The organism is Acinetobacter sedimenti (assembly GCF_022601685.1).
GTDB classification, from domain to species: domain Bacteria; phylum Pseudomonadota; class Gammaproteobacteria; order Pseudomonadales; family Moraxellaceae; genus Acinetobacter; species Acinetobacter sedimenti.
Genome location: NZ_JAKUML010000011.1, coordinates 20,082 through 46,028 on the forward strand (window position 1 = coordinate 20,082; position 25,947 = coordinate 46,028).

18 protein-coding genes and 1 pseudogene are annotated in these 25,947 nt (G+C 43.1%); 12 read left to right on the forward strand and 7 right to left on the reverse strand.

What is annotated here, in order from left to right; all coding sequences use genetic code 11:
• Positions 1-14: 14 nt before the first annotated feature.
• Positions 15-1,481 carry an IMP dehydrogenase gene (guaB, locus tag MKI79_RS07980; RefSeq protein ID WP_241571816.1) on the reverse strand — a complete coding sequence of 489 codons (1,467 nt, stop codon included), beginning with the start codon at positions 1,479-1,481 and terminating at the stop codon, positions 15-17.
• A 254-nt stretch (positions 1,482-1,735) separates the two neighbouring features.
• Here guaB and MKI79_RS07985 point away from each other — a divergent pair, with 254 nt between their 5' ends.
• From MKI79_RS07985 to lpxC, 8 genes are all read left to right on the forward strand, one after another.
• Positions 1,736-3,070: a lytic murein transglycosylase gene (locus MKI79_RS07985; protein ID WP_241571819.1), complete on the forward strand. Its 1,335-nt coding sequence runs from the start codon at positions 1,736-1,738 to the stop codon at positions 3,068-3,070.
• A gap of 128 nt (positions 3,071-3,198) precedes the next feature.
• The gene (gene murG, locus MKI79_RS07990; RefSeq protein WP_274619074.1) at positions 3,199-4,314 is read left to right on the forward strand and encodes an undecaprenyldiphospho-muramoylpentapeptide beta-N-acetylglucosaminyltransferase; all 1,116 of its coding nucleotides are present in this window, start codon (positions 3,199-3,201) and stop codon (positions 4,312-4,314) included.
• A 60-nt stretch (positions 4,315-4,374) separates the two neighbouring features.
• Positions 4,375-5,829 (forward strand): UDP-N-acetylmuramate--L-alanine ligase, encoded by a 1,455-nt coding sequence (murC, locus tag MKI79_RS07995; RefSeq protein ID WP_241571824.1) that lies wholly within the window; start codon positions 4,375-4,377, stop codon positions 5,827-5,829.
• Between the two features lie 120 nt (positions 5,830-5,949).
• Positions 5,950-6,861, forward strand: a complete 912-nt coding sequence (locus tag MKI79_RS08000) for a D-alanine--D-alanine ligase (protein WP_241571986.1) — start codon at positions 5,950-5,952, stop codon at positions 6,859-6,861.
• Positions 6,862-6,871: 10 nt separating this feature from the next.
• Positions 6,872-7,723, forward strand: coding sequence for a cell division protein FtsQ/DivIB (locus tag MKI79_RS08005; RefSeq protein WP_241571828.1), 852 nt, complete (start codon positions 6,872-6,874; stop codon positions 7,721-7,723).
• Positions 7,724-7,813: 90 nt separating this feature from the next.
• Positions 7,814-9,073: a cell division protein FtsA gene (ftsA, locus tag MKI79_RS08010; protein ID WP_241571831.1), complete on the forward strand. Its 1,260-nt coding sequence runs from the start codon at positions 7,814-7,816 to the stop codon at positions 9,071-9,073.
• A gap of 218 nt (positions 9,074-9,291) precedes the next feature.
• Positions 9,292-10,455, forward strand: coding sequence for a cell division protein FtsZ (gene ftsZ / locus MKI79_RS08015; protein WP_241571989.1), 1,164 nt, complete (start codon positions 9,292-9,294; stop codon positions 10,453-10,455).
• A 122-nt stretch (positions 10,456-10,577) separates the two neighbouring features.
• The gene (lpxC, locus tag MKI79_RS08020; protein WP_241571834.1) at positions 10,578-11,480 is read left to right on the forward strand and encodes a UDP-3-O-acyl-N-acetylglucosamine deacetylase; all 903 of its coding nucleotides are present in this window, start codon (positions 10,578-10,580) and stop codon (positions 11,478-11,480) included.
• A 95-nt stretch (positions 11,481-11,575) separates the two neighbouring features.
• On the opposite strand, the gene MKI79_RS08025 is transcribed toward lpxC, so the two are convergent.
• Entirely contained in the window at positions 11,576-12,028 is a 453-nt protein-coding gene (locus tag MKI79_RS08025; RefSeq protein ID WP_241571836.1) for a DUF721 domain-containing protein, read from the reverse strand.
• Between the two features lie 98 nt (positions 12,029-12,126).
• Here MKI79_RS08025 and MKI79_RS08030 point away from each other — a divergent pair, with 98 nt between their 5' ends.
• From MKI79_RS08030 to MKI79_RS08045, 4 genes and pseudogenes are all read left to right on the forward strand, one after another.
• Positions 12,127-12,771 carry a M23 family metallopeptidase gene (locus tag MKI79_RS08030; protein ID WP_241571838.1) on the forward strand — a complete coding sequence of 215 codons (645 nt, stop codon included), beginning with the start codon at positions 12,127-12,129 and terminating at the stop codon, positions 12,769-12,771.
• 435 nt (positions 12,772-13,206) lie between these two features.
• Positions 13,207-15,939, forward strand: coding sequence for a pyruvate dehydrogenase (acetyl-transferring), homodimeric type (gene aceE, locus MKI79_RS08035; protein ID WP_241571840.1), 2,733 nt, complete (start codon positions 13,207-13,209; stop codon positions 15,937-15,939).
• 2 nt (positions 15,940-15,941) lie between these two features.
• A pseudogene (locus MKI79_RS08040) lies at positions 15,942-17,624 on the forward strand (2-oxo acid dehydrogenase subunit E2); the annotation flags it as partial.
• A gap of 384 nt (positions 17,625-18,008) precedes the next feature.
• Positions 18,009-19,484, forward strand: coding sequence for an aminoacyl-histidine dipeptidase (locus MKI79_RS08045; protein WP_241571843.1), 1,476 nt, complete (start codon positions 18,009-18,011; stop codon positions 19,482-19,484).
• A gap of 230 nt (positions 19,485-19,714) precedes the next feature.
• Here MKI79_RS08045 and MKI79_RS08050 read toward each other — a convergent pair whose 3' ends face one another.
• The 5 genes from MKI79_RS08050 to recF form a co-directional block, all read right to left on the reverse strand.
• A complete protein-coding gene (locus tag MKI79_RS08050; RefSeq protein WP_241571845.1) occupies positions 19,715-20,845 on the reverse strand; it encodes a 5-(carboxyamino)imidazole ribonucleotide synthase in 1,131 nt (376 codons plus the stop codon).
• Between the two features lie 10 nt (positions 20,846-20,855).
• The gene (gene purE, locus MKI79_RS08055) at positions 20,856-21,371 is read right to left on the reverse strand and encodes a 5-(carboxyamino)imidazole ribonucleotide mutase (RefSeq protein WP_241571847.1); all 516 of its coding nucleotides are present in this window, start codon (positions 21,369-21,371) and stop codon (positions 20,856-20,858) included.
• A gap of 482 nt (positions 21,372-21,853) precedes the next feature.
• Complete coding sequence (locus tag MKI79_RS08060) at positions 21,854-22,150, reverse strand: GNAT family N-acetyltransferase (RefSeq protein WP_241571849.1); 297 nt, start codon at positions 22,148-22,150, stop codon at positions 21,854-21,856.
• A gap of 134 nt (positions 22,151-22,284) precedes the next feature.
• Positions 22,285-24,801 (reverse strand): DNA topoisomerase (ATP-hydrolyzing) subunit B, encoded by a 2,517-nt coding sequence (gene gyrB / locus MKI79_RS08065; RefSeq protein WP_241571851.1) that lies wholly within the window; start codon positions 24,799-24,801, stop codon positions 22,285-22,287.
• A 63-nt stretch (positions 24,802-24,864) separates the two neighbouring features.
• Positions 24,865-25,944: a DNA replication/repair protein RecF gene (gene recF, locus MKI79_RS08070; protein WP_241571853.1), complete on the reverse strand. Its 1,080-nt coding sequence runs from the start codon at positions 25,942-25,944 to the stop codon at positions 24,865-24,867.
• Positions 25,945-25,947 lie beyond the last annotated feature (3 nt).

The following is a 25,947-nucleotide window of genomic DNA, read 5'->3' on the forward strand; positions in this document are numbered from 1 at the left end:
ATAACTTAAACCAATCAGCCCACCCGATAGTTTGGTGCTTCTTTGGTAATGGTCACGTCATGTACATGCGACTCTTTCATACCTGCCGAAGTAATTTTGACAAACTTCGCATGTTGACGCATATCTTCAATGCTTGCAGAACCTGTATAGCCCATAGATGAACGTAAGCCACCCATCATTTGGTGTACGATATTGCCCATTGGTCCTTTGTACGGCACACGCCCTTCGATACCTTCAGGAACCAGTTTCTCCGCACCTGCTTTGGCATCTTGAAAATAACGGTCTGCTGAGCCACTTGAACCAGACATCGCACCAAGTGAACCCATTCCACGATAGGCTTTGTAGTAACGCCCTTGGAAGAACTCCACTTCACCCGGTGCTTCTTCTGTACCCGCCATCAATGAACCAACCATGATGGTACTTGCACCTGCGGCAATCGCTTTAGAAATATCACCTGAGTAGCGAATACCACCATCAGCGATCAAAGGAATTTGCTCTTTCAATGCTTGAGCTACATTATCAATTGCTGAAATCTGCGGTACACCAATACCTGCAACAATACGTGTGGTACAAATCGAACCCGGACCAATACCGACTTTGACGGCATCTGCACCTGCATCAAGCAGTGCTAATGCTGCATCGCCTGTTGCAATGTTGCCACCGATCACTTGCACTTGTGGGAAGTTTTGTTTGACCCAACGTACACGTTCGATTACACCCGCAGAGTGACCATGTGCTGTATCGACAACGATCACATCGACGCCTGCATCCACCAATGATTCAACACGGCTTGGTGTTTCAGCACCCGTACCGACCGCAGCACCGACGCGTAAGCGACCGAGGTCATCTTTACAACTGTTTGGATAAAGCTCTGCTTTACGAAAGTCTGTGACAGTGATCAAGCCCCTTAAGTTTTGCTGATCATCGACCACGAGGACTTTTTCAATGCGATGTTTTTGTAATAAGGCTTGGATATTTTCTTTCGACTCACCTTCACGCACTGTCACCAAACGATCTTGTGGTGTCATGATATTGCTTACAGGTTGTTCAAGGTTGGTTTCAAAACGTGTATCACGCCCTGTCACGATACCAACCACTTTTTCACCTTCAACCACAGGAACGCCACTGATGTTATTCGCTTGAGTGATTTCCATCAACTCACGCACGGTGGTGTTTGGCGTAACAGTGATTGGGTTTTTCACCATACCTGCTTCAAACTTTTTCACACGGCGTACTTCTGCAGCTTGCGCAGCGATATCCATATTTTTATGCAAAATACCAATACCGCCGTGTTGTGCCATTGCAATCGCCATACGGGATTCTGTCACCGTATCCATTGCCGCAGAAACAAGCGGAATATTAAGTTGAATATCACGAGTCAGGCGTGTTTTTAGAGAAACATCTTTTGGGAGGACTGTAGAGTAAGCAGGGAGTAACAAGACATCATCGAAGGTCAATGCTTCTTGAACGATGGTCAGCATAACAATCTCACTGGTAATTTCCGTGCGCTATTATAAACAAATTTCAATTAAAATTGCACTGTTGATTGCGATTTACGAATAGAAATTTTCATTTCTGCGATCTCAGCATCACGCCATTTGTTTTATGAAAATTTTATATGAAAAATGGAGCTAAAATGAAGACGACGGAAAATTCCTTTACGCAATCCACTCTGAATTACCGAAAGAATCATGTTAAGGTCGATGAAATTTAAAAATAATTTTTGAGGTTTACTATGCGTTTTGCATTATCAAGATTAAATATTGTCGTGGCGGGTGTTGCTATTGTAAGTGGCAGTGTACATGCTGGACTCACCATTAATGGACAGCCTGTACCGATTAATGGAAATAACACTTCAACAATGATCTCATCAAGTTCAAGCACTACTTCTGGAAACTATCAAGCACAACAATATCAATCACCTAACAACTTTCAAAGCTGTCTTGCCGACTTGCGCTCAAGTGCAATTACCAAAGGTGTATCAGGTGCAACTTATGACCGTTATACCCAATCTCTTACGCCTGACTATTCGGTAATAGATAAGCTGAATTATCAACCCGAATTTAGCACAGATATTTGGGACTATTTATCAGGTTTAGTTGATCAAGAACGTGTCGATGATGGGCAAAAGCATATGGCGCAACATCGTAGCGCATTGAATCGTGCATCGACACAATATGGCGTACCTGCCGAAACCATTGCAGCGGTATGGGGTGTAGAAAGTAACTACGGCAATATTTCAGGGAAATATCCATTGTTACAAGCACTTGGTACGTTGAGCTGTGAAGGTCGTCGTCAGTCTTATTTCCGTGGTGAGTTTTTCACGACCTTGAAAATTTTGCAACGTGGCGACCTCACCGAAGATCAACTGAAAGGCTCATGGGCAGGTGCATTTGGTCATACCCAATTTATGCCTTCGACTTATGATCGTTTAGCTGTTGATTTTGATGGTGATGGTCGTCGTGATTTGGTATCCAGTGTGCCTGATGCACTCGCTTCCACTGCAAACTTTTTAGATAAAGCAGGTTGGCAATCGGGCATGCCCTGGGGCTTTGAGGTGAGTGTACCCGATGGCTATTATGTTGGCGGTGAAGGTCGTCGTAATAAAAAGTCTCTCAGCTATTGGGTTGCTAAAGGTGTCACACGTATTGATGGTTCACAAATCATTCAAGGCAATTTGAGTGGTTCAAGCCAAGCAGGCTTACTTGCACCCGCTGGTGAGAATGGACCTAAATTCTTAGTCTTTAAGAACTTCGATGCACTATATAGTTATAACGCTGCCGAAAGCTATGCCCTCGCCATTGCCATGCTCTCAGATCGCTTACAAGGTAAATCAGGCATACAAGCTTCATGGCCAACCGATGATGCTGGTACCTCTCGCGCAGAACGTCGTGAAATCCAAACCTTATTACTTCAACGTGGTCATGCTATTGGCGATGTAGATGGCTTGATCGGTGATAAAAGTCGTCAGGCAATTCGCATAGAACAGCAACGTCTTGGACTGCCGACGACTGGTCGTGCAGGTCAGCGTATTTTGACGGCGCTTCGTGCTGAGAATTTGATGAAATAATAAACCTGCAAATTGATTATAAAGATTGCGCTGTGACAATTTGTCACAGCGCAATATTTCGCTTGCGTTCACTCGCATTGAGATTACAATAATTCGTTTAATCCACATTTAATCATTTAAGCCCTATCGTGACTTCTGAGCATTCAAATACACAATCAAAACCTAGTCGACGCATTCTAATGATGGCAGCAGGCACTGGCGGTCATGTCTTCCCTGCGCTTGCAGTTGCCAAAGCATTACAGCAACGTGATCATCAAATCTCTTGGCTTGCCACACCAAACGGCATGGAAAATCGTCTATTAAAACAACATGATATTCCAATTCATCAGATCGACATTCAGGGTGTGCGTGGTAATGGTATTGTTCGCAAACTGAAAGCACCATTTAAAATACTTGGCGCGACGATCGCAGCGATGCGGATCATGAAATCATTAAAAATAGATGCAGTTGCAGGTTTTGGCGGTTATGTATCTGGACCAGGCGGATTGGCTGCGCGACTACTCGGTATTCCCGTATTAATCCACGAGCAAAATGCGGTTGCAGGCTTTACCAATACGCAACTTGTACGGATTGCAAAAACCGTATGTCAGGCTTTTCCAAAAGCATTTCCTGAATCTTCAAAGTTGATCACTACTGGCAATCCTGTACGTCAAGAAATTTGTCAGATTCCTACACCTGAAGAGCGCTATCAACAACGTGACGCAGAACAGCAAGCCTTACAAATTCTCATCGTTGGTGGCTCACTTGGTGCACAAGCATTGAATGAACATATTCCTGCTGCACTGACTGGATTGAATTTACCGATGCAAGTGCGTCATCAATGCGGTCAACAACAACTTGAATCTACCGTGCAACGCTATGAGGCCCTGCAAAAAGTTGATGGCTTTGCAGTCCAAGTTTTACCATTTATTGAAGATATGGCACTTGCCTACAGCCAAGCTGATTTAATCATTTGTCGTGCGGGTGCGCTCACGGTGACCGAAGTGGCAACCGCAGGTGTGGCGGCGATTTTCATTCCTTTGCCGTCTGCGGTAGATGATCACCAAACTGCAAATGCACATTACTTGGCAGATGTCGGCGCAGCACAAATTTGCCCTCAAGCAACGATGACTGCGGAAGGTTTACAGCAATTGCTTGCGCCATTAATGTCGAGAGATGTTCTTTTAAGTATGGCAAGCAAGGCTCGACAACAAGCGCAAAGCCAAGCGACAGCATATGTTGCTGAGCTTGTTGAAAGCTTATAAAGCCACTTATCCAAGCGAATTCAACAAACGATTTAGAGAACGATTTTTTAGAGAAAAACTATGTCAGATACCACATTCACTGCAACAGAAGCCAAACAACTGATTAAAATCCCTGAAATGCGCCGTATCAAGCACATTCACTTTGTAGGGATTGGCGGTGCAGGCATGTGTGGTATTGCCGAGGTTTTGAAAAATCAAGGCTATAAAGTGTCTGGCTCAGATATTAAAGCCTCAAAAACCACCGCACAACTTGAAAAAAATGGCATCGAAGTCTTTATCGGACATCAAGCCAGCAATATTGACGGTGCCAATGTTTTAGTGGTATCCACGGCGATTGATCTAGAAAATCCTGAAGTTCAAACAGCAAATGAGCGTCGTATCCCTGTGGTGCGTCGTGCGGAAATGCTCGGTGAACTCATGCGCTATCGTCACGGTATTGCGGTCGCAGGGACACATGGTAAGACAACTACAACAAGTCTTCTGACCTGTATGCTTGCTGAGGAAAATCTTGATCCAACGTACGTGATTGGCGGTTTACTGAATCGTACTGGAGTCAACGCAGCACTTGGTGCAAGTCGTTATATCGTTGCCGAAGCAGACGAATCCGATGCTTCTTTCCTCTATCTTGAGCCGATGGCAGCCATTGTCACCAATATCGATGCCGACCATATGGACACCTACGGCGGTAGTTTCGACACTTTAAAAGATACTTTTATTCAATTTTTACATAAACTACCCTTTTACGGTTTAGCCGTGGTCTGTGGCGATGACGCCAATATCCGTGAAATCATGCCTCGCATCGGTCGCCCTGTGCTGACGTATGGTTTTGAAGAAGATAATGACATTCGTGCCATTGATGTTGAGCAAGACGGTATGCAATCTCACTTCACCGTACTGCGTAAAGATCGTGAGCCACTGCGCCTCACCATTAATCAGCCCGGCATGCACAATATTCTCAATGCTTTGGCAGCGATTGGTGTCGCCTCTGATGAAGGTGTATCAGACGCAGCGATTGCTCGTGCATTAGAAGGTTTCAACGGTGTGGGTCGTCGCTTCCAAGTCCAAGGTGAATATGCCAAAGACAATGGTACAGTGAAATTGGTTGACGACTATGGACACCATCCAAAAGAAGTCGAAGCAACCATCAAAGCGGCTCGTCAAAGCCACCCTGATCGTCGCTTAGTGCTTTTATTCCAACCACATCGTTTTAGCCGTACACGTGATTGTTTTGATGACTTTGTTGATGTGCTTTCACAAGTCGATGCGCTACTGTTGATGGAAGTTTATCCTGCGGGAGAAAAGCCGATCGTCGGTGCTGACAGTCGCAGTCTTGCTCGGGCAATTCGTTTGCGTGGTCAGGTTGAACCGACTATCATCGACCCTGTTGATGGTCAATTGCCGAGCGTTTTAAAGAATTTGTTACAAGCGAATGATCTGCTTTTAACACAAGGCGCAGGTAATGTCGGCGCAATTTCGGTAGAATTGGCGCAAAATGAACTTTATCTCAATACATAAATGTTGCGATTTGCGTGTTATCTGAGATTTCGATTCAATTGATGTTGTGAAATTTAGCAAGTCAATTGAACAAGTTTTAAAATTTTAGTTGTTTGAAATAAGGAATTCACCGTGTCACAGGTGCAAGATAAATTTGGAAAAGTTGCGGTATTACTCGGTGGAAAATCTGCGGAGCGTCAAGTGTCACTCAATAGTGGACAATCCGTCCTTGATGCTTTGCTTCGTAGCGGTGTCAATGCAGAAGCCTTTGATCCGCTTACTCGCTCTGTGACAGAGCTGAAAGCGTATGATCGTGCATTTATCGTTTTGCATGGTCGTGGCGGTGAAGATGGTCAAATTCAAGGCGTATTGGACTGGCTCAATATTCCGTACACTGGAACACGTGTGCAAGGTTCTGCGATTGGCATGGATAAGGTGAAAACCAAACAAATTTGGCAAGGTAGCGAATTGCCAACTGCGCCATACCGTTTGATCACAACAGATACCAACCTCAATGAAGTGATTGATAAGCTTGGTCTACCACTGATCATCAAGCCTGTACACGAAGGCTCAAGCATCGGCATGAGTAAAGTGGAGAAAGCTGAAGAATTTTCTACGGCATTATCTAAAGCCACCACTCACGATTCGATCGTCATGGCGGAGCAATGGATCACAGGCTCAGAATATACTGTGGTCATTTTAAATGGTGAAGCTTTACCTGTGATTCGCTTAGAACCGCCGAAAGATGTGGCGTTCTACGACTATGAAGCAAAATATAAACGTAACGATACCCAATATGGCATTCCATCAGGACTTTCTGATGCTGACGAAAAGCATTTGAAAGAATTGGCACTGCGTGCTTTCCAAGCCGTTGGCGCTTCAGGTTGGGGACGTATTGATGCCATGCGTGATGAGCAAGGTAATTTTTGGCTACTTGAAGTGAATACCGTTCCGGGTATGACAGATCACTCCCTCGTACCAAAAGCAGCGCAAGCGATTGGACTCAATTTCGATCAACTCTGTTTGACAATTTTAGAGCAGACTTTGGGCTAAAACATTTAAGATGGCACAACTTCCCTTGTCCCTGCGACGTCATCAAGCAGCGACCACCTCAATACATGACAAGCCACCGAGTCTTGGTGAGAAGTTGTTGTCGTGGGGAAGTTGGCTATTATTGATATTTGCCATCTTGGTATTTGTCTTTGGTGGTTATGCGTTGTATCAGCGTTTTATGCATGCAGAAATCGATCATGTCGATGTAGTTGGGGTCAGTGCGCCTGCACAACAAGCACTGATTCAACATATCAAAGCCGATACAGCGAGCGGTTATTTCACCACAGATCTTGAACAGATTCGTGATCATGCCTTAGGTTTGTCTTGGGTCGATCGTGTGGTGGTATCACGTGCATGGCCAAATGCCATCGTTTTGCGTGTCACACCACGGCATGCGGTTGCACGTTGGGGGACAGGTCGTTATTTGAGTGATGATGGTGTGGTATTTAAGCCTGTACAAGGTTTCGATCATCGAAACTTGCCATTATTGCATGGTCCGAACTCACAATCACGCATGATGATGACCAAGTATCGTGATATCAATCAAATGTTTAGCCCAATGAACATGCGCCTTAAAGAGCTATATCTGACAGAGCGTATGACGTGGTTTATGCAGTTTGATAATGGTATGCGCTTGATCGTTGATCAAGATCAGACGATGGGCAAGTTACAAAGACTAAGCGAAATTGCTAAAACAGATTTAGGTTTAGTTTGGGACAATATCGCTGGGATAGATTTAAGATATCGCAACGGTCTCGCTGTACAGTGGAAGAATGCTCAACCTGTCAATATTCATAATGGGCAGTTTGTCATTCCAACGCCTAGCGTAGCTGTTGCGGAGCAAACCCAATCAAGCCCATAATAGGGCATTTTTTTAACAGATGAAGCATACGGTCTGCGCCAAGCGATCTGCACCGCAACCGTATAATAAAAGTCATAATGGTAATGAACAATGAGTGAAGCTGTGCCATCAGTTGTGGCCATAGATATTGGAACACATAAAGTGACGGTGTTGATCGGCAAGGTTCACGCACCAAACAAAATCGAAGTCATCGGGATGTCACATGCTCGCAATCGTGGCATGAGTAAAGGCAAAATCGTCAGCCTTGATAAAGTCGTTTCTGCGATTAAAAATGCCGTGCAAGAAGCCGAAGACCAAGCCGAGTGCCGTATCAACAGTGCTTGGGTATCTATTCCAAGTACCGACCTACGTAGCTTCTATGCTTCTGGACGCACACCAATTACCAGTGCCGACGGTTCAATTAGCACCAATGAAGTGGTACGTGCTTTAGAGCTTGCCAAAACCAACCATCTCATTCCCGACTATTATCTTGCCAGTGCTGTGCCACTTGGCTTTGCTGTCGATGACAATGATGAATGGGTGCACAATCCTGTTGGGCTCACTGGGCAAACTTTAACGGGTCATTATCAGCTGATGATGCTCCCGATTAGCACCATGCAAAACCTTGATAAAGCATTGAAAAGTGCAGGTATTGGTGTGGAGAAAATGGTCATTTCAGCCCTTGCAACCGCCGAAGCAAGCTTACTCAAAGATGAAAAAGAGTATGGCGTCTGCCTCATTGATATTGGTGCGGGGACGACCAATATTGCAGTCTATCTCGGTGGGCATCTCGCTTTTGCAAGCACATTACCTCTAGGTGGAGAACACGTTACTCGTGATATTGCAGCTGTACTACAGTTGACGACTGATGAAGCCGAGCGAATTAAACATTTGCATGGTTGTGTTGATCATAGCGTGATTAAGCCAGATCATATGATCCAAGTACAAGGTATTGATGGCCCTCAAACCATTAGCCGTATCGAACTCGCAGACATTATCAAAGCGCGATACGATGAAATCTTTGATCGTGTCTATCAAGAATTAAGTCAAAATGGTGCGCTTGCCAATCTTTATCATGGCGTGGTCTTGACAGGTGATGCTAGTCAAATCGAAGGTGCAGTCAGTCATGCACGTCGTAAGCTTGGCGTATCTGCCCATCTCGGTAATCCGCCATTGCAGGTGTATAGCAAAGATGAACTTTTAGCTGCGTTACGTCGATCCATTTATACCACAGCGAGTGGATTACTGATGTTTAGCCAAAGTGAAGCGCAAGAAAGCGTCATTGATGAAAATCAAAATACATCTTCAATTTGGAAGAGAATGGTCAACAGTAGCAACGACTTACTCTCAAATTTGAAAAACTTTTTCTAAAAGTCGTTTGGGTTCTGTTGCATAAAAAACAGTGCTTTGGTAAGGAAATTTTTTTGTTTGTAATAAATTGAGTATGAGATATTACAAACTGAAAACAGCGTGCTAATATTTAGCTTTTATTTCAGGCAGTATACGGGCATAAGTGACTGCTATAACACAATTTTGGAAGTCGGAAGGTCATGCCTACAAATTCAATTACCTATATAGATGATAACGAAATGGACAACTACGGACAAGCACGCTTCACCGTATTCGGGGTAGGTGGTGGTGGTGGTAATGCCGTACAAAATATGGTTCAACAACAAATTTCTGGGGTCAAATTCATCTGTGCAAACACAGACAAGCAAGCCCTTGACCGTATGTCTGCACCGAACAAAGTTCAATTGGGCGAGCAAAGCACACGTGGTCTAGGTGCAGGTGCCAAGCCTGAAGTAGGTCGTGCTGCTGCAGAAGAAACCCGTGATGCGATTCGTCAACACCTTGAAGGTACAGACATGGTCTTCGTCACTGCAGGTATGGGCGGTGGCACAGGGACAGGTGGTGCACCAGTCGTTGCAGAGATTGCCAAAGACATGGGTATCCTGACTGTAGGTGTAGTAACTACACCATTTCGTTTCGAAGGTCGTCGTCGTGTCAAAGCTGCTGAGCAAGGCATTGAAGAGCTTGAAAAGCATGTAGACTCGCTGATCATTATTCCAAACTCACGCTTGCTCGATGTCTATGGCGACATCTCAATGCACGATGCCTATAAAAAAGCAGATGATGTATTGCTCAATGCTGTACGCAGTATCTTTGATTTAGTTGTTAATCCAGGCTTGATCAATCTTGACTTTGCTGATTTAAAAACTGCAATGAGTACACGTGGCTATGCCATGATGGGTACAGGGATTGGTCGTGGTGAAAAGCGTGCTGAACAAGCTGCTGAAATGGCGATCCGTAGCCCATTATTGGATAAAGTCAATATTCGTGATGCCAAAGGCGTATTGTTGAATATTACAGGTGGCGAAGATTTATCTCTACGTGAAGCAGAAACAATTGCTGACTATGTTGCACAAATCGTTGATGAGGATGAAGTAGAATTTTTCTACGGTACAGCGATTGATCCTGATGTCCGTGATGAGATTCGAGTCACTGTGGTTGCAACTGGTTTGACACGTAATAGTAATGTGGTTGAACCGCCTAAGGCGCCGCCAATAGCGACTCAAGCAAGTCCTGCACAGCAACAAACTGCGGAAGATGAGGATGTGCCTGCGATTAATCGTCAAGCACAACCCAATACAGCTGCCAATGATATGCCAGCGTCAAGCAACCAAAATACAGGTTCGCCACGTCCTGCGCCAATGAGCATTCAAGACTATTTGAAGAATCAGCAACGCAAATAAATCCTGCATGTTGTATGATGCATCTCATGAGTAGGGATAGTTGCATAAAGCAACTATCCCTATGTTTTTTTACATTCTATTTTGTGCTACCTTAGTTACAATTGCTCATCTTGTAAGTAAATATGTTCAAACAAAGATCAATCCGCCGAATCGTTCGTGCTAGCGGTATCGGATTACATAGTGGAAAAAAAGTCAAAATCAACTTTTTGCCAAGCGAATCTGATACTGGAATTGTTTTTCGTCGCATCGATCTCGACCCAGTGGTTGAAATTCCTGCCGAAGCCATGCTGATCCAAGAAGCCTTTATGTGCTCAAACTTGGTGAAAGGTAAGGTCAAAGTTGGGACTGTTGAACATGTCATGAGTGCGATTGCTGCACTTGGTTTAGATAACCTCATTATCGAAGTTGATGCCGCCGAGATTCCAATCATGGATGGTAGCGCAGGGCCTTTTATCTATCTATTACTTCAAGGCGAGCTCATCGAGCAAGAACACGCCAAAAAATTTATCAAAATAAAAAAAGAAATCCATGTTCAAACTGATGATAAAACCGCATCATTCCGCCCCTATGATGGGTTTGAACTCAATTTCACCATTGATTTTGATCATCCTGCCTTTGATAAACGCCATCAATCTTCTTCAATCGAATTTTCTACAGAAAATTTCGTTGCTGAAATCAGTGAAGCACGTACTTTTGGCTTCATGAAAGACTTAGAACAACTCCAAGCGAATAATTTAGCCTTAGGTGCCAATCTTGAGAATGCCATCGGTCTTGATGAAAATGGCGTCGTTAATGAAGGTGGTCTACGTTATTCTGATGAATTTGTTCGCCACAAAATCTTAGATGCGATTGGCGATTTATACTTACTTGGTCACCAAATTATCGCTCGATTTGATGCGTTTAAGTCAGGACATTCACTCAATAACAAGCTTTTACGTGCCATTCAAGCAGATCCAAGTAGCTTTGAAATTGTAACTTTTTGTAACCAAGAACAATGCCCAATAAAATATGTTCCGATTGGCTAAATAACTGTCAGCATTGAATTAAATGTTATAATATTACAATTGCTAAACCCTTTTACTCCCTTGGTTTTGCTCGTATTTCATGGTTTGGTAACATTTCATTCCTGATCTTGACTTGCCAAACGTATCAAAGCTTCGCTAAGCTTGGCATCCTTCACGATTCGAGCGGCTTGTTGTATCTCTTCTTGAGTTTGATTTGACAATCGTTTCTTTCGTGTATATTTTTTGCTACTAGGTGGTTGTGAAACTGATTGCATAACTATTTTGATTTGTTGCACATCGACTAGAGCAGGGATTGCTTTTAGATTCCGAATATATTGGCTTTGCAAATAGCGCATTTGACTAATCAAGGCTTGATTGTCACCTGCAATAATAAGCATACCATGCTGATAACATACAACCTGCCACGATCCCCCAAGGGGTAATAAAGGTTGAACTAATTTTGTAAGTTGTTGCCAAGCATCAACTTGCTTTTGTAGAAATGTAAAATTTCCGACACGTTGTGAAGATGGCTGACGAAGCCGTTGAAATAATGTTTTGGACTGTTGCATAGACTGATCATCTACGATGATTGATCGTTATATGTTAGTCCCGAAAAATTTATTCGCAAGTCCTCTTCATTATGATCTGGAATTCGAGGTTTTTATTTATGCATATTCGTCGTTTTTTACTTGCATTGTCGTTCGCTAGTTCTGCAATGTCTGTCGCTTTTGCCGACTATCAGTCTTTAAACAGCATCGAGTCGATGGATCGTCTAGAACAACTTTCTCGTACACTTGGGAAAGGCTCTTATTCACAAGATGAACAAACCATTAGCAATGCAACTTTGGCGTCTGCATCTCAAAAATCGGTTGAATTTAATAATGCCTCGTTGAGCAAATATGCAAGCGCATCAACAGGGACTTGGATGACAGCTCATCCTGTTCCTGATGCACGTGTTAGCTCAAACTATGGTATGCGTACTTTGTTAGGTACAACACGCCAACATTCTGGCATCGACTTTTCTGCACCGACTGGTACCGCAATTTATGCAAGTGGTGCTGGTGTCGTCACTAAATCAGGTTGGGGCAGTGGTTATGGCTATTATGTTGAAGTTGATCATAGTAATGGCTACAAGACACGCTATGCGCACGCATCACGCCTAATCGCAAAAGTTGGCGATTATGTCAATGCTGGCGATCATATTGCTAATGTTGGCTGTACAGGTCGTTGTACGGGTCCACATTTACACTTTGAAGTGGTGAAAAACGATAAACGCCAAAATCCTTCAACATATTTAGCATTATTGCCTTAACGCAAAAATTTTCAGTTATTCAAAACGCTCAATCATCCATTGAGCGTTTTTTCATTTTATATAGCACTTAACCATTAACTAACCTTTAATCTTTATCAAAACATTTATAGAAAATCATGCCCTTACTGAGTTTTCCTTAATTATTAATGATTTAAAAATTAATGCTAATGCCGTTTCCTATGCTTATTCGTCGTTAAAAATATAATACGCTAAAATATTATTCTTTTTCATGATGCACTTTGCATGGCTTTTGCGAACTTTTGACCGCTTTCTGTGAATATTTGTAAAGCCCGCCGTTAAGCGTCATCTTATGCCACATGGTAATACGATGAAGCCGATATGCTATGTACGTCGTCATTTAGTCTTAGAACTAAGGACAATCACAATGATTTATGGAAAGATAAATCAGGCTCGTAGAATAGGATAGGTGGAAAAATGACTTTTTATGGTGACAAGGATGCGTTGGAAACAAAAGAATGGCAGGATGCGTTTGATTCGGTCATCGAACATATGGGCACTGAACGTGCTGCTTTTATTTTAAAAACTTTATATCAACGTGCCATCGCCAAACATGTCCCTATTCAACGCCTAAACACGCCATATTTAAATACAATTTCTGTCAATGAAGAACCTGCAATGCCGGGTGATCCTGATATGGAGCGCCGTATCCGAGCATTGATTCGATGGAATGCGTTGGCAATGGTGCTTCGTGCCAATAAAGTGGATGACTTGGGCGGACATTTGGCGACATTTGCCTCAAGTGCAACATTGTATGATGTTGGTTTTAACCACTTTTTCCGTGCCAACAGTGACAATTTTGGTGGCGACATGATTTATTACCAAGGTCACTCTGCACCAGGAATCTATGCACGTTCATTTTTAGAAGGTCGCCTGACCGAAGATCATTTGGAAAACTTCCGCCGTGAGGTTGATGGCAATGGCCTGTCGAGTTACCCGCATCCGTATCTCATGCCTGAATATTGGCAATTCCCAACGGTATCCATGGGTCTTGGCCCAATCATGTCGATTTATCAAGCGCATATTCAAAAGTATTTGATGAATCGTGGCTTGATCAAAGAAGAAGATCGTAAAGTCTGGGCATATCTCGGCGATGGCGAGATGGACGAGCCTGAAAGCCTCGGTGCAATTTCACTGGCTGGTCGTGAAGGTTTGGATAACCTTATCTGGGTCATTAACTGTAATTTGCAACGTCTTGATGGTCCTGTGCGTGGAAATGGCAAAATCATTCAAGAACTGGAGTCGATTTTCCGTGGTGCGGGTTGGCGTGTGATCAAAGTGATTTGGGGACGTCATTGGGATCCATTGCTCAACAAAGATGATTCTGGCGCATTAAAAGCGGTCATGGAAGAAGCGGTAGATGGTGATTATCAACGCCTACAAGTCAAAGGCGGTGGCTATGCTCGTGAAAACTTCTTTGGCAAATATCCTGAAGCCAAAAAACTGGTTGAACATCTCAGTGATCAAGACATTGACGCACTGAATCGTGGTGGTCACGATCCATATAAAGTCTATGCCGCTTACGCCGCTGCGATGCAAGGCAATGGTCAGCCAACGGTGATCTTGGCAAAAACCGTGAAAGGCTACGGACTTTCTCATGAAGCAGAAAGTATTAATAAAACCCATCAAATCAAGAAACTGCCTGTTGAATCGCTAAAATACTTTCGTGATCGCTTCAATTTGCCATTTAGCGATGAACAGCTACAAGAACTACCATTCTATCGCCCTGCAGAGAACTCATCTGAATTGAAGTACATGAAAGCCCGCCGTGAGGCTTTAGGTGGTTATTTACCTGCACGTCGTAAAGAAAGTGAGGTGTTATCTATTCCTGAGCTGAGCGTATTTGACGCCGTGCTTAAAGGCAGTGGTGAAAAAGAACTGTCCACCACCATGATGATGGTGCGCTTAATTTCTGCCTTACTTAAAGAAAAAGCCATTAAAGATCGTGTGGTACCGATCGTGCCTGATGAAGCACGTACTTTTGGTTTGGAAGGCATGTTCCGTCAGCTCGGCATTTATGCGGTCAATGGTCAGCATTATACCCCTGAAGACAATGAACAGTTGATGAACTACCGTGAGGCCAAAGACGGTCACATGCTACAAGAGGGCATCAACGAAGCAGGGGCAATGAGTGCGTGGACTGCTTTGGCGACTAGTTACTCGACCAATGATTTGCCAATGATCCCAATGTACATGTATTACTCGATGTTTGGTTTCCAACGCATTGGTGATTTGGCATGGGCAGCGGGTGATGCGCAAGCACAAGGTTTCTTGCTCGGTGCAACCGCTGGACGCACCACGTTGAATGGCGAAGGCTTACAACACCAAGATGGTCATTCTCACATCTTGGCTGCAACTATTCCAAACTGCGTGGCATACGATCCATGTTTTGGCTACGAACTTGCGGTGATCGTGCATGATGGCTTAAAACGCATGTATCAAGATCAAGAGCGTGTGTTCTATTACCTGACTGTGATGAATGAAAATTACGAGCATCCTGCAATGCCTGAAAGTCTTGATGGTGGAAAAAGCGTAGAAGAGGGTATTCGTCGTGGTATTTATCTACTTGAGAAAGATGAGCAAGCCACCGTTCAATTACTTGGCTCAGGTGTCATCCTGCGTGAAGTGATCAAAGCATCAAAAATTTTGCGTGAAGAATATCAAATCCACAGCAATGTCTGGAGTGTGACGAGCTTTAACGAATTGGCTCGTGATGGTATGGCGTGCGAAGAATACAACCGTAATCATCCACTGAATGAGGAGCCTAAAGAATGCTGGCTTTCTCAGCAATTACGCCCATATCATGGTACTGTAGTTGCTACTACAGATCATATGCGCATGTATAGCGAGCAGATTCGTCCATATTTACCTGACAATCGCCCTTATGCCACTCTCGGAACAGACGGCTACGGTCGATCAGATACTCGTGAAAAGTTGCGTAGCTACTTCGAGGTGGATGCAGCACATATCGTTGTTGCCACGCTTAAACAGCTTGCTGACGAAGGTGAAGTGGATAATCGTTTGGTTAAAGATGCGATTACTAGCTTTGAAATTGACGTGGATCGCCCAATTGCTTGGCAACCTCAAGATCACGCTGAAATAAAACCCGTTGCTGAATACGTTGAACCAACATCAGCAGAGGAGAAATAATCATGCAAATCATTACTCCTGATATTGGTGTTGATCAAGCGCAAGTCACTGAGATTTTAGTCAAAGTTGGTGATCAGATTGCTGAAAATGACAGTATTTTGGTCTTAGAATCTGATAAAGCTTCGGTCGAAGTACCGAGCACAGTCAGTGGTACGGTGAAATCCATTTCGGTCAATGTTGGCGATACGGTGAAAGAAGGCACACTGTTGATCGAATTGGAAGCTGGAGAGTCATCACAATCGAATGAAACATCAGACATCAAAGCTGAAGCAACACCTGAAACTGAAGCACCGTCAACTGACGATGCAAAAGTAGAAGAAGGACCTGCAAAAGATGCACCTCAAGCCGAAGCACCATCTGAAAGTCGTGAAATCGAACTGAAAGTGCCTGATATTGGCGTGGAGAAAGCCTCTGTTGCCGAAGTCTTGGTCAAAGTCGGTGATGTCATTGCCGAAGACGATAGCATTATCGTGGTGGAGTCGGATAAAGCCACGGTCGAAGTACCAAGTATTGTCAGTGGTGAAGTGCTCTCTATCGCTGTTAAAGCTGGCGATATGGTGAAAGAAGGCGTGTTGATGTTGATCGTGAAATCAACATCAGGTGCAGCACAAAGTAGCGAGAGTGCGAACACAACAGAAGCGCAAAAACCTTCTGAAGAAAAGGCGCAAACGACCTCTGCTCAAAAACCACAGGCAGAATCTGCGCCAGCATCGTCATCTAGTACTGAACAAGGTACAAGCACTACAAAACTCACTGATGCAGAAATCGAAGCCAATGCCAAAGTCTATGCAGGACCTGCGGTGCGTCAAATGGCGCGTCAACTCGGTGTCGTACTCAGCCAAGTCAAAGCAACAGGCGCAAATGACCGTATCTTGAAAGAAGATGTTTATGCCTACGTTAAAGGACGTCTAAATACATCATCTCCATCAGTAGGCACTGCGGGTGTAGCACAAGCCTCTGGCTTACCAAAGCTACCTAGTTTTGATGCTTATGGCGGTGCTGAAGTCAAAACGATGACCCGCTTGCAACAAGTATCCGTGCCACAGCTGTCTTTAAACAATTTTATCCCGCAAGTGACGCAGTTTGATCTTGCAGATATTACGGCGCTCGAAGCATGGCGAAATGAGCTCAAAGCTGACTTTAAGAAGCGTGGCACAAGCCTAACAATTTTGGCTTTTATCGCCAAAGCCGTTGCGCATTTGCTCAAGCAAGAGCCATATTTTGCTGGTCATCTTGCGGATGATCAAAAATCGGTGCTGTTACGCAATGAAATTCATATGGGTATTGCAGTCGCTACAGAGGATGGTTTGACCGTGCCTGTGTTACGTAATCCTGATCTGAAGTCGATTGCTCAAATTGCCGCAGAACTTGCTGAACTCAGCCAAAAAGCACGTGATAAGAAGCTCGCACCAAAAGATTTGCAAGGTGCTAACTTAACCATTACTAGTCTAGGCAGTATCGGTGGTACAGCATTTACACCACTGGTCAATTGGCCTCAAGTCGCGATTCTCGGAATTTCTCCTGCGACCATGCAACCTGTTTGGGATGGGCAACAATTCCTGCCGAAACTGATGTTACCGTTATCACTGTCTTATGATCATCGTGTGATTAATGGTGCTGATGCCGCAAGATTTACCAACAAATTGACCAAGTTATTGCAAGATATTCGTTCAATATTGTTGTAATTCAACTAACACGGAAAACTTAAACTGTTTTTTCATGCGATAAGAAAAAAGCCTTAAGACGAATCTTAAGGCTTTTTTTGAGTTGGTTGTGATTAGTGCGAATGTCCTTTCGCTTGGTGCTTCACAGCACTGTTATCAAGAAACGTCCTGTTTCTATTTCATTTGTGAATGAGTAATCCATTTACTCTGTTGCTTCACAGCAAGTCTTTTTATCACAGACATCCTGTCTGCTGATGTGATCATTTTATAAACTTTATCCACTTACAGAAAGCCTACATCTACGCCAAAAGTTGTAAGTCATTTCTTACAAATTTTAAAATTAGTTGCATAACTTATTGCTGATTTGGCATAAGATGAATACACCAAATAACTCGAAGACTAATCATGCCTGCTTTTGAAATTGGCTTACTTACACCACAAATCGTTTGGCGACATTTTCAAACCTTATGCAATATTCCACACCCATCAAAACATGAGCAGATGTTACGTGATTATCTTCGACAGAGGGCATTACTACGAGGCTTGGAAACGCAAGTCGATGACATTGGCAATCTCGTGATTCGAAAACCTGCAAGCGAAGGTATGGAAAATGCGATTCCTGTCATTTTGCAAGGTCATCTCGATATGGTCACCCAAGCCAATCGAGATACAGTGCATGACTTCCTACACGATCCGATCCAACCAGTGATCGAAGAGGGTTGGCTCATTGCAAAACATACCACCTTAGGCGCGGATAATGGCATTGGTGTCGCACTGTCTTTGGCTGTGCTTGAATCAGACGATTTTGCACATGGACCAATTGAGGTTTTACTCACCGTTGATGAAGAAGCAGGGATGAGCGGTGCACGATTTTTATCGCCAAGTATTTTAAACGGACAATGGCTGATCAATATTGATACCGAACAATGGGGTGAATTGTATTTAGGCTGTGCGGGCAGTCAGGATGTTGAGGTCAATCAAACTGCTCAGCTTATCGAAGCACCACCAAATTTAGCATTTTTTGATCTGCAAATCTTCGGACTCAAAGGCGGACATTCTGGGCTAGATATCCATGAGGGGCGGGGCAATGCTAATGTCATTTTGGCGAAATTTTTATCAGAATATCTGCACAATCTAGACGGTCATTTAATCTCTATGCAAGGCGGCACAGCACGTAATGCCATTGCAAGAGAAGCATCTGCAACTATTGCGATTCCAATCAATCAATTTGAAAACTTACAACAGGCTATATTCAATACGGAATGCAAATGGCGAGAGAAACTACAACACATTGATGGTGATTTGCATATCCAAATTCAGAAATCTACGCAAAATCATCAATACATTTTAGAAGAAAAACAACAGAATCAATGGCTCCAAGCTTTAGCCAATTGCCCATATGGTGTGAGCAAATTTAGCCAAACTATTCCTGATATTGTTGAAACCTCGAATAATATCGGTGTGGTGTCTATAGATCAGAATGCAATTAAAGCATCTATTATGGTGCGCTCTTTGGTGAATTCTGATGCAGGCGCATTAGCGGAGCGAATTCAACAGCATTTTATCAACCATAATCTTCAAGCGACTTTAGCACCACTTGTTTCAGGGTGGACACCAAATCCAAGTTCCAAAGCCTTAGCCTGCTTGCAACAAGCCTACCGAGATGTATTTGGCATCGAAGCAAAACGTAAAGTAATTCATGCAGGATTGGAGTGTGGCATCATTGCAGAGCATTATCCGCATTTAGAAATGGTCTCTTTTGGTCCTGATATCCGTGGCGCACATGCACCTGGAGAAAGGGTAAATATTGAAACCGTTGAAAAGTGTTGGCAGTTACTCAAATCTGCATTGGCAACTGTGCCTTCAAAGCAAGCGTTTTAAATGAACTGTTTCACGTGGAACACATGACTGCGTTTAAATGTTTAATCGCTTTTACACGATTCAGCACTTTAAAGCCAAATTTTAGGCAAAAAAAAACGGCAACAGGGGTGTGTTACCGTATAAAATCAAAAAGGGATTTTACTTTGTCAATTATATAGCAAAAAAAGGGATTTACAATACAAAGAATAAAAATATTTTTAAGTAGATCACATTTTTTAATTCATTGTGAATTAAAACCGTATCTGCATTGCCGCATCAAGTGCCAATGGTTCAGGTAAAATTACCGCTAATTTCCGACACAGTGCAGTCAATTCATCACTCGAATTCGGCATAAGCGTGATGTGTCCTAGCTTTCGGCCTTCTCGTTCAGATTTGTCATAAAGATGTAGATGCGCACTGTCTAAAGCGAGAATGAGTGCTGTCTTTGGATGCTGTGAAATAATATTCACCATCACCGTTGGTCGGATAGTTTTAGTTGACCCAAGTGGTAAGCCTGCTACTGCACGAATATGATTTTCAAATTGTGAGCATACCGCACCTTCAATCGACCAATGTCCCGAATTATGAACTCGTGGCGCCATTTCATTGGCAAACATGCCTTGTTCAGTGACAAACAGCTCAAGGGTCAGTACACCAACATAGTCCAAATGATTAAGTAGACGAGTGATATAGTCTTCTGCGATCGGCTGTAAATGTAAGCTATTCGGCGCAGGGACGATCGAATGCGACAAAATGCCATGATGATGATGGTTTTCTGCCAGATCCCATGTCCGCACTTCACCGTTTTGACCACGCACCGCAATGATCGACACTTCCCGATTAAACTGTACAAAACTTTCTGCAATTAATGATTTTGCTGCACCAAGTTCAACCCATGCTTCATCAATCTGCGCTTTATTTTTAAGGACAAATTGACCTTTACCATCGTAGCCACCTGTTGCGGTTTTGAGCACAATCGGCAAACCTAAATCGCTTACGGCTTGCTGTAAACTCTCTAAACTATCTACCGCACGATACGGTGCAACTGGAATGTCTAATTCATCAAATAAAGATTTTTCCAACAAACGATTTTGCGCAATCGCCAAAGCCTGACGTGGTGGATAAATTTTCTTAGATTGGACGAGCTGATCAACATCTGTAAGTGGCGTATTTTCAAACTCAAGACTAAATACATCAGCACTTTGCATGAATTTTTCTAGACCATTTTCTTCTTGGCTGGAAATCACTTGACCCAAAACTGCAGAAGGGCAATCTGTACTGGCTTCGAAAAAAGTACATTGAATATTCAAAGGCAACGCGGCTTGCGCCATCATGCGACCAAGCTGACCACCACCAAAAATACCAATCGTCATTTTTGACATGATCTCGTCCTTAAACCTGACCTGGGATGTTATTGTTCGCTACTTTCGCTGTTTGGGCACTGCGAAAATCTGCGACATTTTGAGCAATATCCGCACGCTGTAAACCGACAATTTGCGCCGCCATGATCGCTGCATTGGTCGCACCTGCAGGACCAATCGCTAAAGTACCTACAGCAATACCTGCAGGCATTTGTACAATAGAAAGCAGCGAATCTACACCATTTAAAATAGACGATTTCACAGGCACACCGAGTACTGGTAGATCTGTTTTTGCAGCACACATCCCCGGTAAATGCGCTGCACCCCCCGCACCTGCGATAATCACTTGAATACCGCGCTCACGTGCTGTTTCAGCATATTCAAACAAGCGATCTGGCGTACGATGCGCAGACACCACTTCCGCCTCAAAAGGCACATTGAGCTGTTGCAACATATTCGCAGTGTGCTCAAGTGTCGCCCAATCAGATTGAGAGCCCATAATAATTCCAACTAAAGGCTGAGCATCGGTAGTGTTGACCGCATTCATTGGCATAGTTCCGCTAAGTGATGACGTAAAGTAAAAATTCAGAATGGTCAAAACATTAGATTCATACGACCAAACTAAAAGAGAAAAGAAGAAACCGCATATTATAGCGATTTTTAAATTGAAACCAAAATTGAAATACGACGTTTAAATTTAAAAAGTCTATGACAAGAGAGCGCATAAATTTATTAATCACGTTAGAGTGATCAACAAATAAATTTAAATTTGTGGATAAAGCTTTTGGATAAATATTATTTTTTATTATAAATTCAACCAATTAAACTGTGGACATGTTTGTGCACAACTTTAGAAATCGTCTAAAGCAGCTTCAAAAAGTCCATTTTTTAAAGATTCAAAATCTACTCCGAAATTTTGAATTGGATTAGAATCTCACAAAACTTTTTAAAGCGGAAGCAAAATTAAAGGCTTTCCGACGAACGAAAGCCATTCATTAAACTACTTTTAAGCTCATGATAAATATAATATTAATTTCTAAGAACATCGGCAATGCTTGGATCTTTATCGAATACAGATTTTGCATAAGGGTATAGTGAAATGATTTTTAAGTTTTTTTCTCGGGCGAATTCAACAACTTTATCTAAAAGCTGACGACCGATACCTTGTCCACGATAGTCTTCAGACACATCGGTATGATCGATGATAAACATACCTTCGCCAGCCCAGGTATATGCCATTTCGCCAGCCAGATTTTCTTTGCCAGTATCGCCATCTAATGCCTGAAATACACCATGTTTGCCATCGTCTTGTTGTTGAATATCCATATTTATTTCCTCTTTTACTGTTTCATTTCACCATGAAAAAAGCGCCAAAATTGCATTTTGGCGCTTTGATTTTGACACTTTTAATCTAGCATGTTGCGACTAAAAAGTGAAAATTTCAGATATTACAATTCATATCAGGCATCAATATCGGCATTCAGTGCATTTTCTTCAATAAAGATACGACGTGGCTCGACGTCATCACCCATCAGACAGGAGAACATGCGATCTGCTTCAATGGCATCGTCAATGGTGACTTGAAGCATATTGCGGTTTTCAGGATCCATGGTGGTTTCCCAAAGTTGTTCCGCATTCATCTCACCAAGACCTTTGTAGCGCTGAATCATCATGCCACGACGTGAGTCTTGCAAAATTTGTTGCCACACTTGATGGAAGTTTTCGACGAAGATTTTACGTTCACCTTTTTCCAAGAATGCGCCTTTTTCCAATAAGTTAAACCAACTTTTTGAATTTTTCAGCAAACGTGCATATTCGGTAGAGTGAAGTAGCGAACCATCCAGTAAATAATGATGTGGCAGATTATGCACGTATACGGTCACACGTGGATAATAAGTCGCCTTCGTTTCGCCCTCAACCTGTACGTCGAATTGCTCAAGCTCAAACTCAGTACGCAAACTTGGTTGTAAGCGATTCATCACCGCAATCAACTGTTCAGACCATTGCTGTACATAGGCTTGATCGGTTTTTTGTTCGGTATGGAACGCTTCAAGTTCAAGCAAAGCATCAAGCAGAGTCGCAGGGAAGCGCTGCGTCAAACGGCTAATCGACTTCTGTGATACTTGATAATCTTTGATGAGTTGCTCAAGTGCAGCACCACTCACCGCAGGTGCATCCGCATTTGTATGCAGCGCTAAATCATCAATCGCATTAGAAATCAAATAAGTTTCGAGTGCTTCATCATCTTTAATATATTGTTCTTGCTTGCCTTTTTTCAGCTTATATAGCGGTGGCTGCGCAATATAAATATAACCACGCTCGACCAATTCTGGCATTTGACGGAAGAAGAAGGTCAATAATAGCGTGCGAATGTGCGAACCATCGACATCAGCATCGGTCATGATGATAATTTTGTGATAGCGCAATTTGTCAGGGTTATAATCTTCACGACCAATCCCAGTACCCAGTGCTGTAATCAATGTACCGACTTCTTGACTAGAAATCATCTTGTCAAAACGGGCACGTTCAACATTGAGGATTTTGCCTTTCAGTGGCAAGATCGCTTGCATTTTACGGTTACGACCTTGTTTTGCCGAACCACCCGCCGAGTCACCCTCGACCAGATAAAGTTCTGATAATGCAGGATCTTTCTCTTGGCAATCGGCTAATTTCCCTGGAAGTCCTGCAATATCTAAGGCACTTTTACGTCGAGTCATTTCACGGGCTTTACGGGCTGCATCACGGGCGCGGGCTGCATCAATGATTTTACCTGCAATGGATTTTGCTGCTTGCGGATTTTCCAGTAAATACGCTGAAAATTCCTTATTCATCGCCTGTTCAACCGCAGGTTTGACTTCACTCGACACCAATTTTTCTTTGGTTTGTGAAGAGAATTTTGGATCAGGTACTTTCACTGAAATAATCGCCGTCAAACCTTCTCGAGCATCATCACCAGTGACTGATACTTTTTCTTTTTTGAGAATATTTTCGCTTTCAAGATATTGGTTTAAACCACGAGTTAGCGCTGCACGGAAGCCTGCCAAATGCGTACCGCCGTCTTTTTGCGGAATATTATTGGTAAAGCACAGCACATTTTCTTGATAGGATTCATTCCACTGCAAAGCGACTTCAACACCAATGCCATTATCTGCATCCACAGTGAAATGGAAAATTTCATTCAGATGGGTTTTACCTTGGTTGATATATTTCACAAACTCAGACAAACCACCTTCAAAATCAAACACATGTTCTAAATCAACACGCTCATCACGGAGCACAATACGTACGCCTGCATTCAAGAACGACAGTTCACGCAAGCGACGTGCCAAAATATCGACATTAAAAATGGTTTGGCTAAAGGTATCACCACTTGGTAAGAACCGAACCGTAGTTCCTGTTTCTGAGGTTGTACCTGTTTCTTTCAATGGATATTGTGGATCGCCGTGACGATATTCTTGTTCAAAGACTTTGCCTTGACGTTTGATTTTTAAGAATAATTGTCTAGAGAGGGCATTCACCACCGATACGCCGACACCGTGTAAACCACCTGAAACTTTATAGCTATTATCATCAAATTTACCGCCCGCATGCAGAATGGTTAAAATCACTTCTGCGGCAGATACGCCTTCTTCAGGGTGAATCTCTGTCGGAATCCCACGACCATTATCCGATACGCTGACCGACTCATCATCATGAATGGTGACTTGAATTTCATCACAATGACCTGCTAGCGCTTCATCAATGGCATTATCGACGACTTCAAACACCATATGATGCAAGCCTGTACCATCGTCAGTATCGCCGATATACATGCCGGGACGTTTGCGCACCGCATCGAGTCCTCGCAGGACTTTAATACTTGAAGAATCATAAGCCTTTTCAGCAACGGGTTCAGGTGCTTGATTTGCATCTGTATCGCTAATTTGTTCGTTATTCACGTGTTCACTGTTGTTTGCATTGTTTTGCTCTGAACTCATGATTTCTCCCTGAATTTTTCATTACCAAAAGGTTTCAATAGATCGACATCGCATAAGATTAATTTAGATTGAAACGGAACGCACTTGCCCAGATTCCACACAATACAATTGATACGGCAACTGGATGTCATCCATATAGTGTTGCACGGCTTGTTGATCTAAAGTGGTGAGGAAAACCTGACTACCTAATTGATGCAAACGGCGTATTAATCGTTGTTGTGCCTGCGTATCGAGCTCTGCGGTTAGATCATCCAATAATACCACAGTTTCCTTATTTGAGCGATTTAAAAGGGCGATTTGCGCCAGTTTCAGCGCCACAATAAGTAGCTTTTTTTGTCCTCGTGACAACACTTCCTCGGCATCGCCAATTGGCGTTTTAAAGCGTAAATCTGCACGATGCACACCATAATTCGTGGTGCGTCGATCAATGTCTTTTTGTAGACTTTGCGCCAGATGTTCAGACAAACCTAAATCGGTTGAAAAGCCTGCCAAATATTCCAACTCAATCTCTAAATGTGGCAAGAGTAATTTGAGTTCTGCTTGTACATCCGCTCGCCATTGACTAACGATCAATTCACGTAATAAATGAATCTGCTCACCTGAATTCGCAAGCAATTGATCCCACGTTCTGACTTGTTCACGGCTGACAGGGTAGCTTTTGAGTAGGCTATTGCGCTGTTTCAACGCTCTTGCATAGTTTTGCCACACCGCAAAAAAATCAGGTTCCACGTGAAACATGAGCCAATCTAACATTTGTCGACGAGGTTTTGCACCATGATCGATAATGTCTGTACTTTGTGGCTCGATCACTTGCACAGGGAGTAATTTTGCCATTTGACCTTGTGTTGCCACACTATCGCCATTTACTCGCATGGTCTGTTCACCCGTACTGAGTTTTTGCAAGCCGATACGATATTCCTGCGACTGCGCATAGATCATGGTATCGGCTTGATGATATTGAATATAATGCTTAGGAATATGCGTGCGAAAAGAACGCCCTGTAGCAAGCAAATGAATTGCTTCGAGAATTGAGGTTTTTCCTGAACCATTTGCGCCATAGAAAATATTAAACGGTTGCAAATCATGCATTGCAACCGTTTGGATATTTCGAAGTCGTTCGATACGCAGTTTTTGCAACAGCATTAG

What these genes read in the sequence shown, in the direction of transcription:
- recF (WP_241571853.1), bottom strand. Translation starts at nt 25,944, where the DNA reads ATGCTGTTGCAAAAACTGCGTATCGAACGACTTCGAAATATCCAAACG.
- MKI79_RS08025 (WP_241571836.1), bottom strand. Translation starts at nt 12,028, where the DNA reads ATGCAACAGTCCAAAACATTATTTCAACGGCTTCGTCAGCCATCTTCA.
- MKI79_RS07985 (WP_241571819.1), top strand. Translation starts at nt 1,736, where the DNA reads ATGCGTTTTGCATTATCAAGATTAAATATTGTCGTGGCGGGTGTTGCT.
- MKI79_RS08045 (WP_241571843.1), top strand. Translation starts at nt 18,009, where the DNA reads ATGCCTGCTTTTGAAATTGGCTTACTTACACCACAAATCGTTTGGCGA.
- guaB (WP_241571816.1), bottom strand. Translation starts at nt 1,481, where the DNA reads ATGCTGACCATCGTTCAAGAAGCATTGACCTTCGATGATGTCTTGTTA.
- gyrB (WP_241571851.1), bottom strand. Translation starts at nt 24,801, where the DNA reads ATGAGTTCAGAGCAAAACAATGCAAACAACAGTGAACACGTGAATAAC.
- ftsZ (WP_241571989.1), top strand. Translation starts at nt 9,292, where the DNA reads ATGGACAACTACGGACAAGCACGCTTCACCGTATTCGGGGTAGGTGGT.
- murC (WP_241571824.1), top strand. Translation starts at nt 4,375, where the DNA reads ATGTCAGATACCACATTCACTGCAACAGAAGCCAAACAACTGATTAAA.
- MKI79_RS08030 (WP_241571838.1), top strand. Translation starts at nt 12,127, where the DNA reads ATGCATATTCGTCGTTTTTTACTTGCATTGTCGTTCGCTAGTTCTGCA.
- purE (WP_241571847.1), bottom strand. Translation starts at nt 21,371, where the DNA reads ATGAATGCGGTCAACACTACCGATGCTCAGCCTTTAGTTGGAATTATT.
- MKI79_RS08050 (WP_241571845.1), bottom strand. Translation starts at nt 20,845, where the DNA reads ATGTCAAAAATGACGATTGGTATTTTTGGTGGTGGTCAGCTTGGTCGC.
- lpxC (WP_241571834.1), top strand. Translation starts at nt 10,578, where the DNA reads ATGTTCAAACAAAGATCAATCCGCCGAATCGTTCGTGCTAGCGGTATC.
- ftsA (WP_241571831.1), top strand. Translation starts at nt 7,814, where the DNA reads ATGAGTGAAGCTGTGCCATCAGTTGTGGCCATAGATATTGGAACACAT.
- aceE (WP_241571840.1), top strand. Translation starts at nt 13,207, where the DNA reads ATGACTTTTTATGGTGACAAGGATGCGTTGGAAACAAAAGAATGGCAG.
- MKI79_RS08060 (WP_241571849.1), bottom strand. Translation starts at nt 22,150, where the DNA reads ATGGATATTCAACAACAAGACGATGGCAAACATGGTGTATTTCAGGCA.
- MKI79_RS08005 (WP_241571828.1), top strand. Translation starts at nt 6,872, where the DNA reads ATGGCACAACTTCCCTTGTCCCTGCGACGTCATCAAGCAGCGACCACC.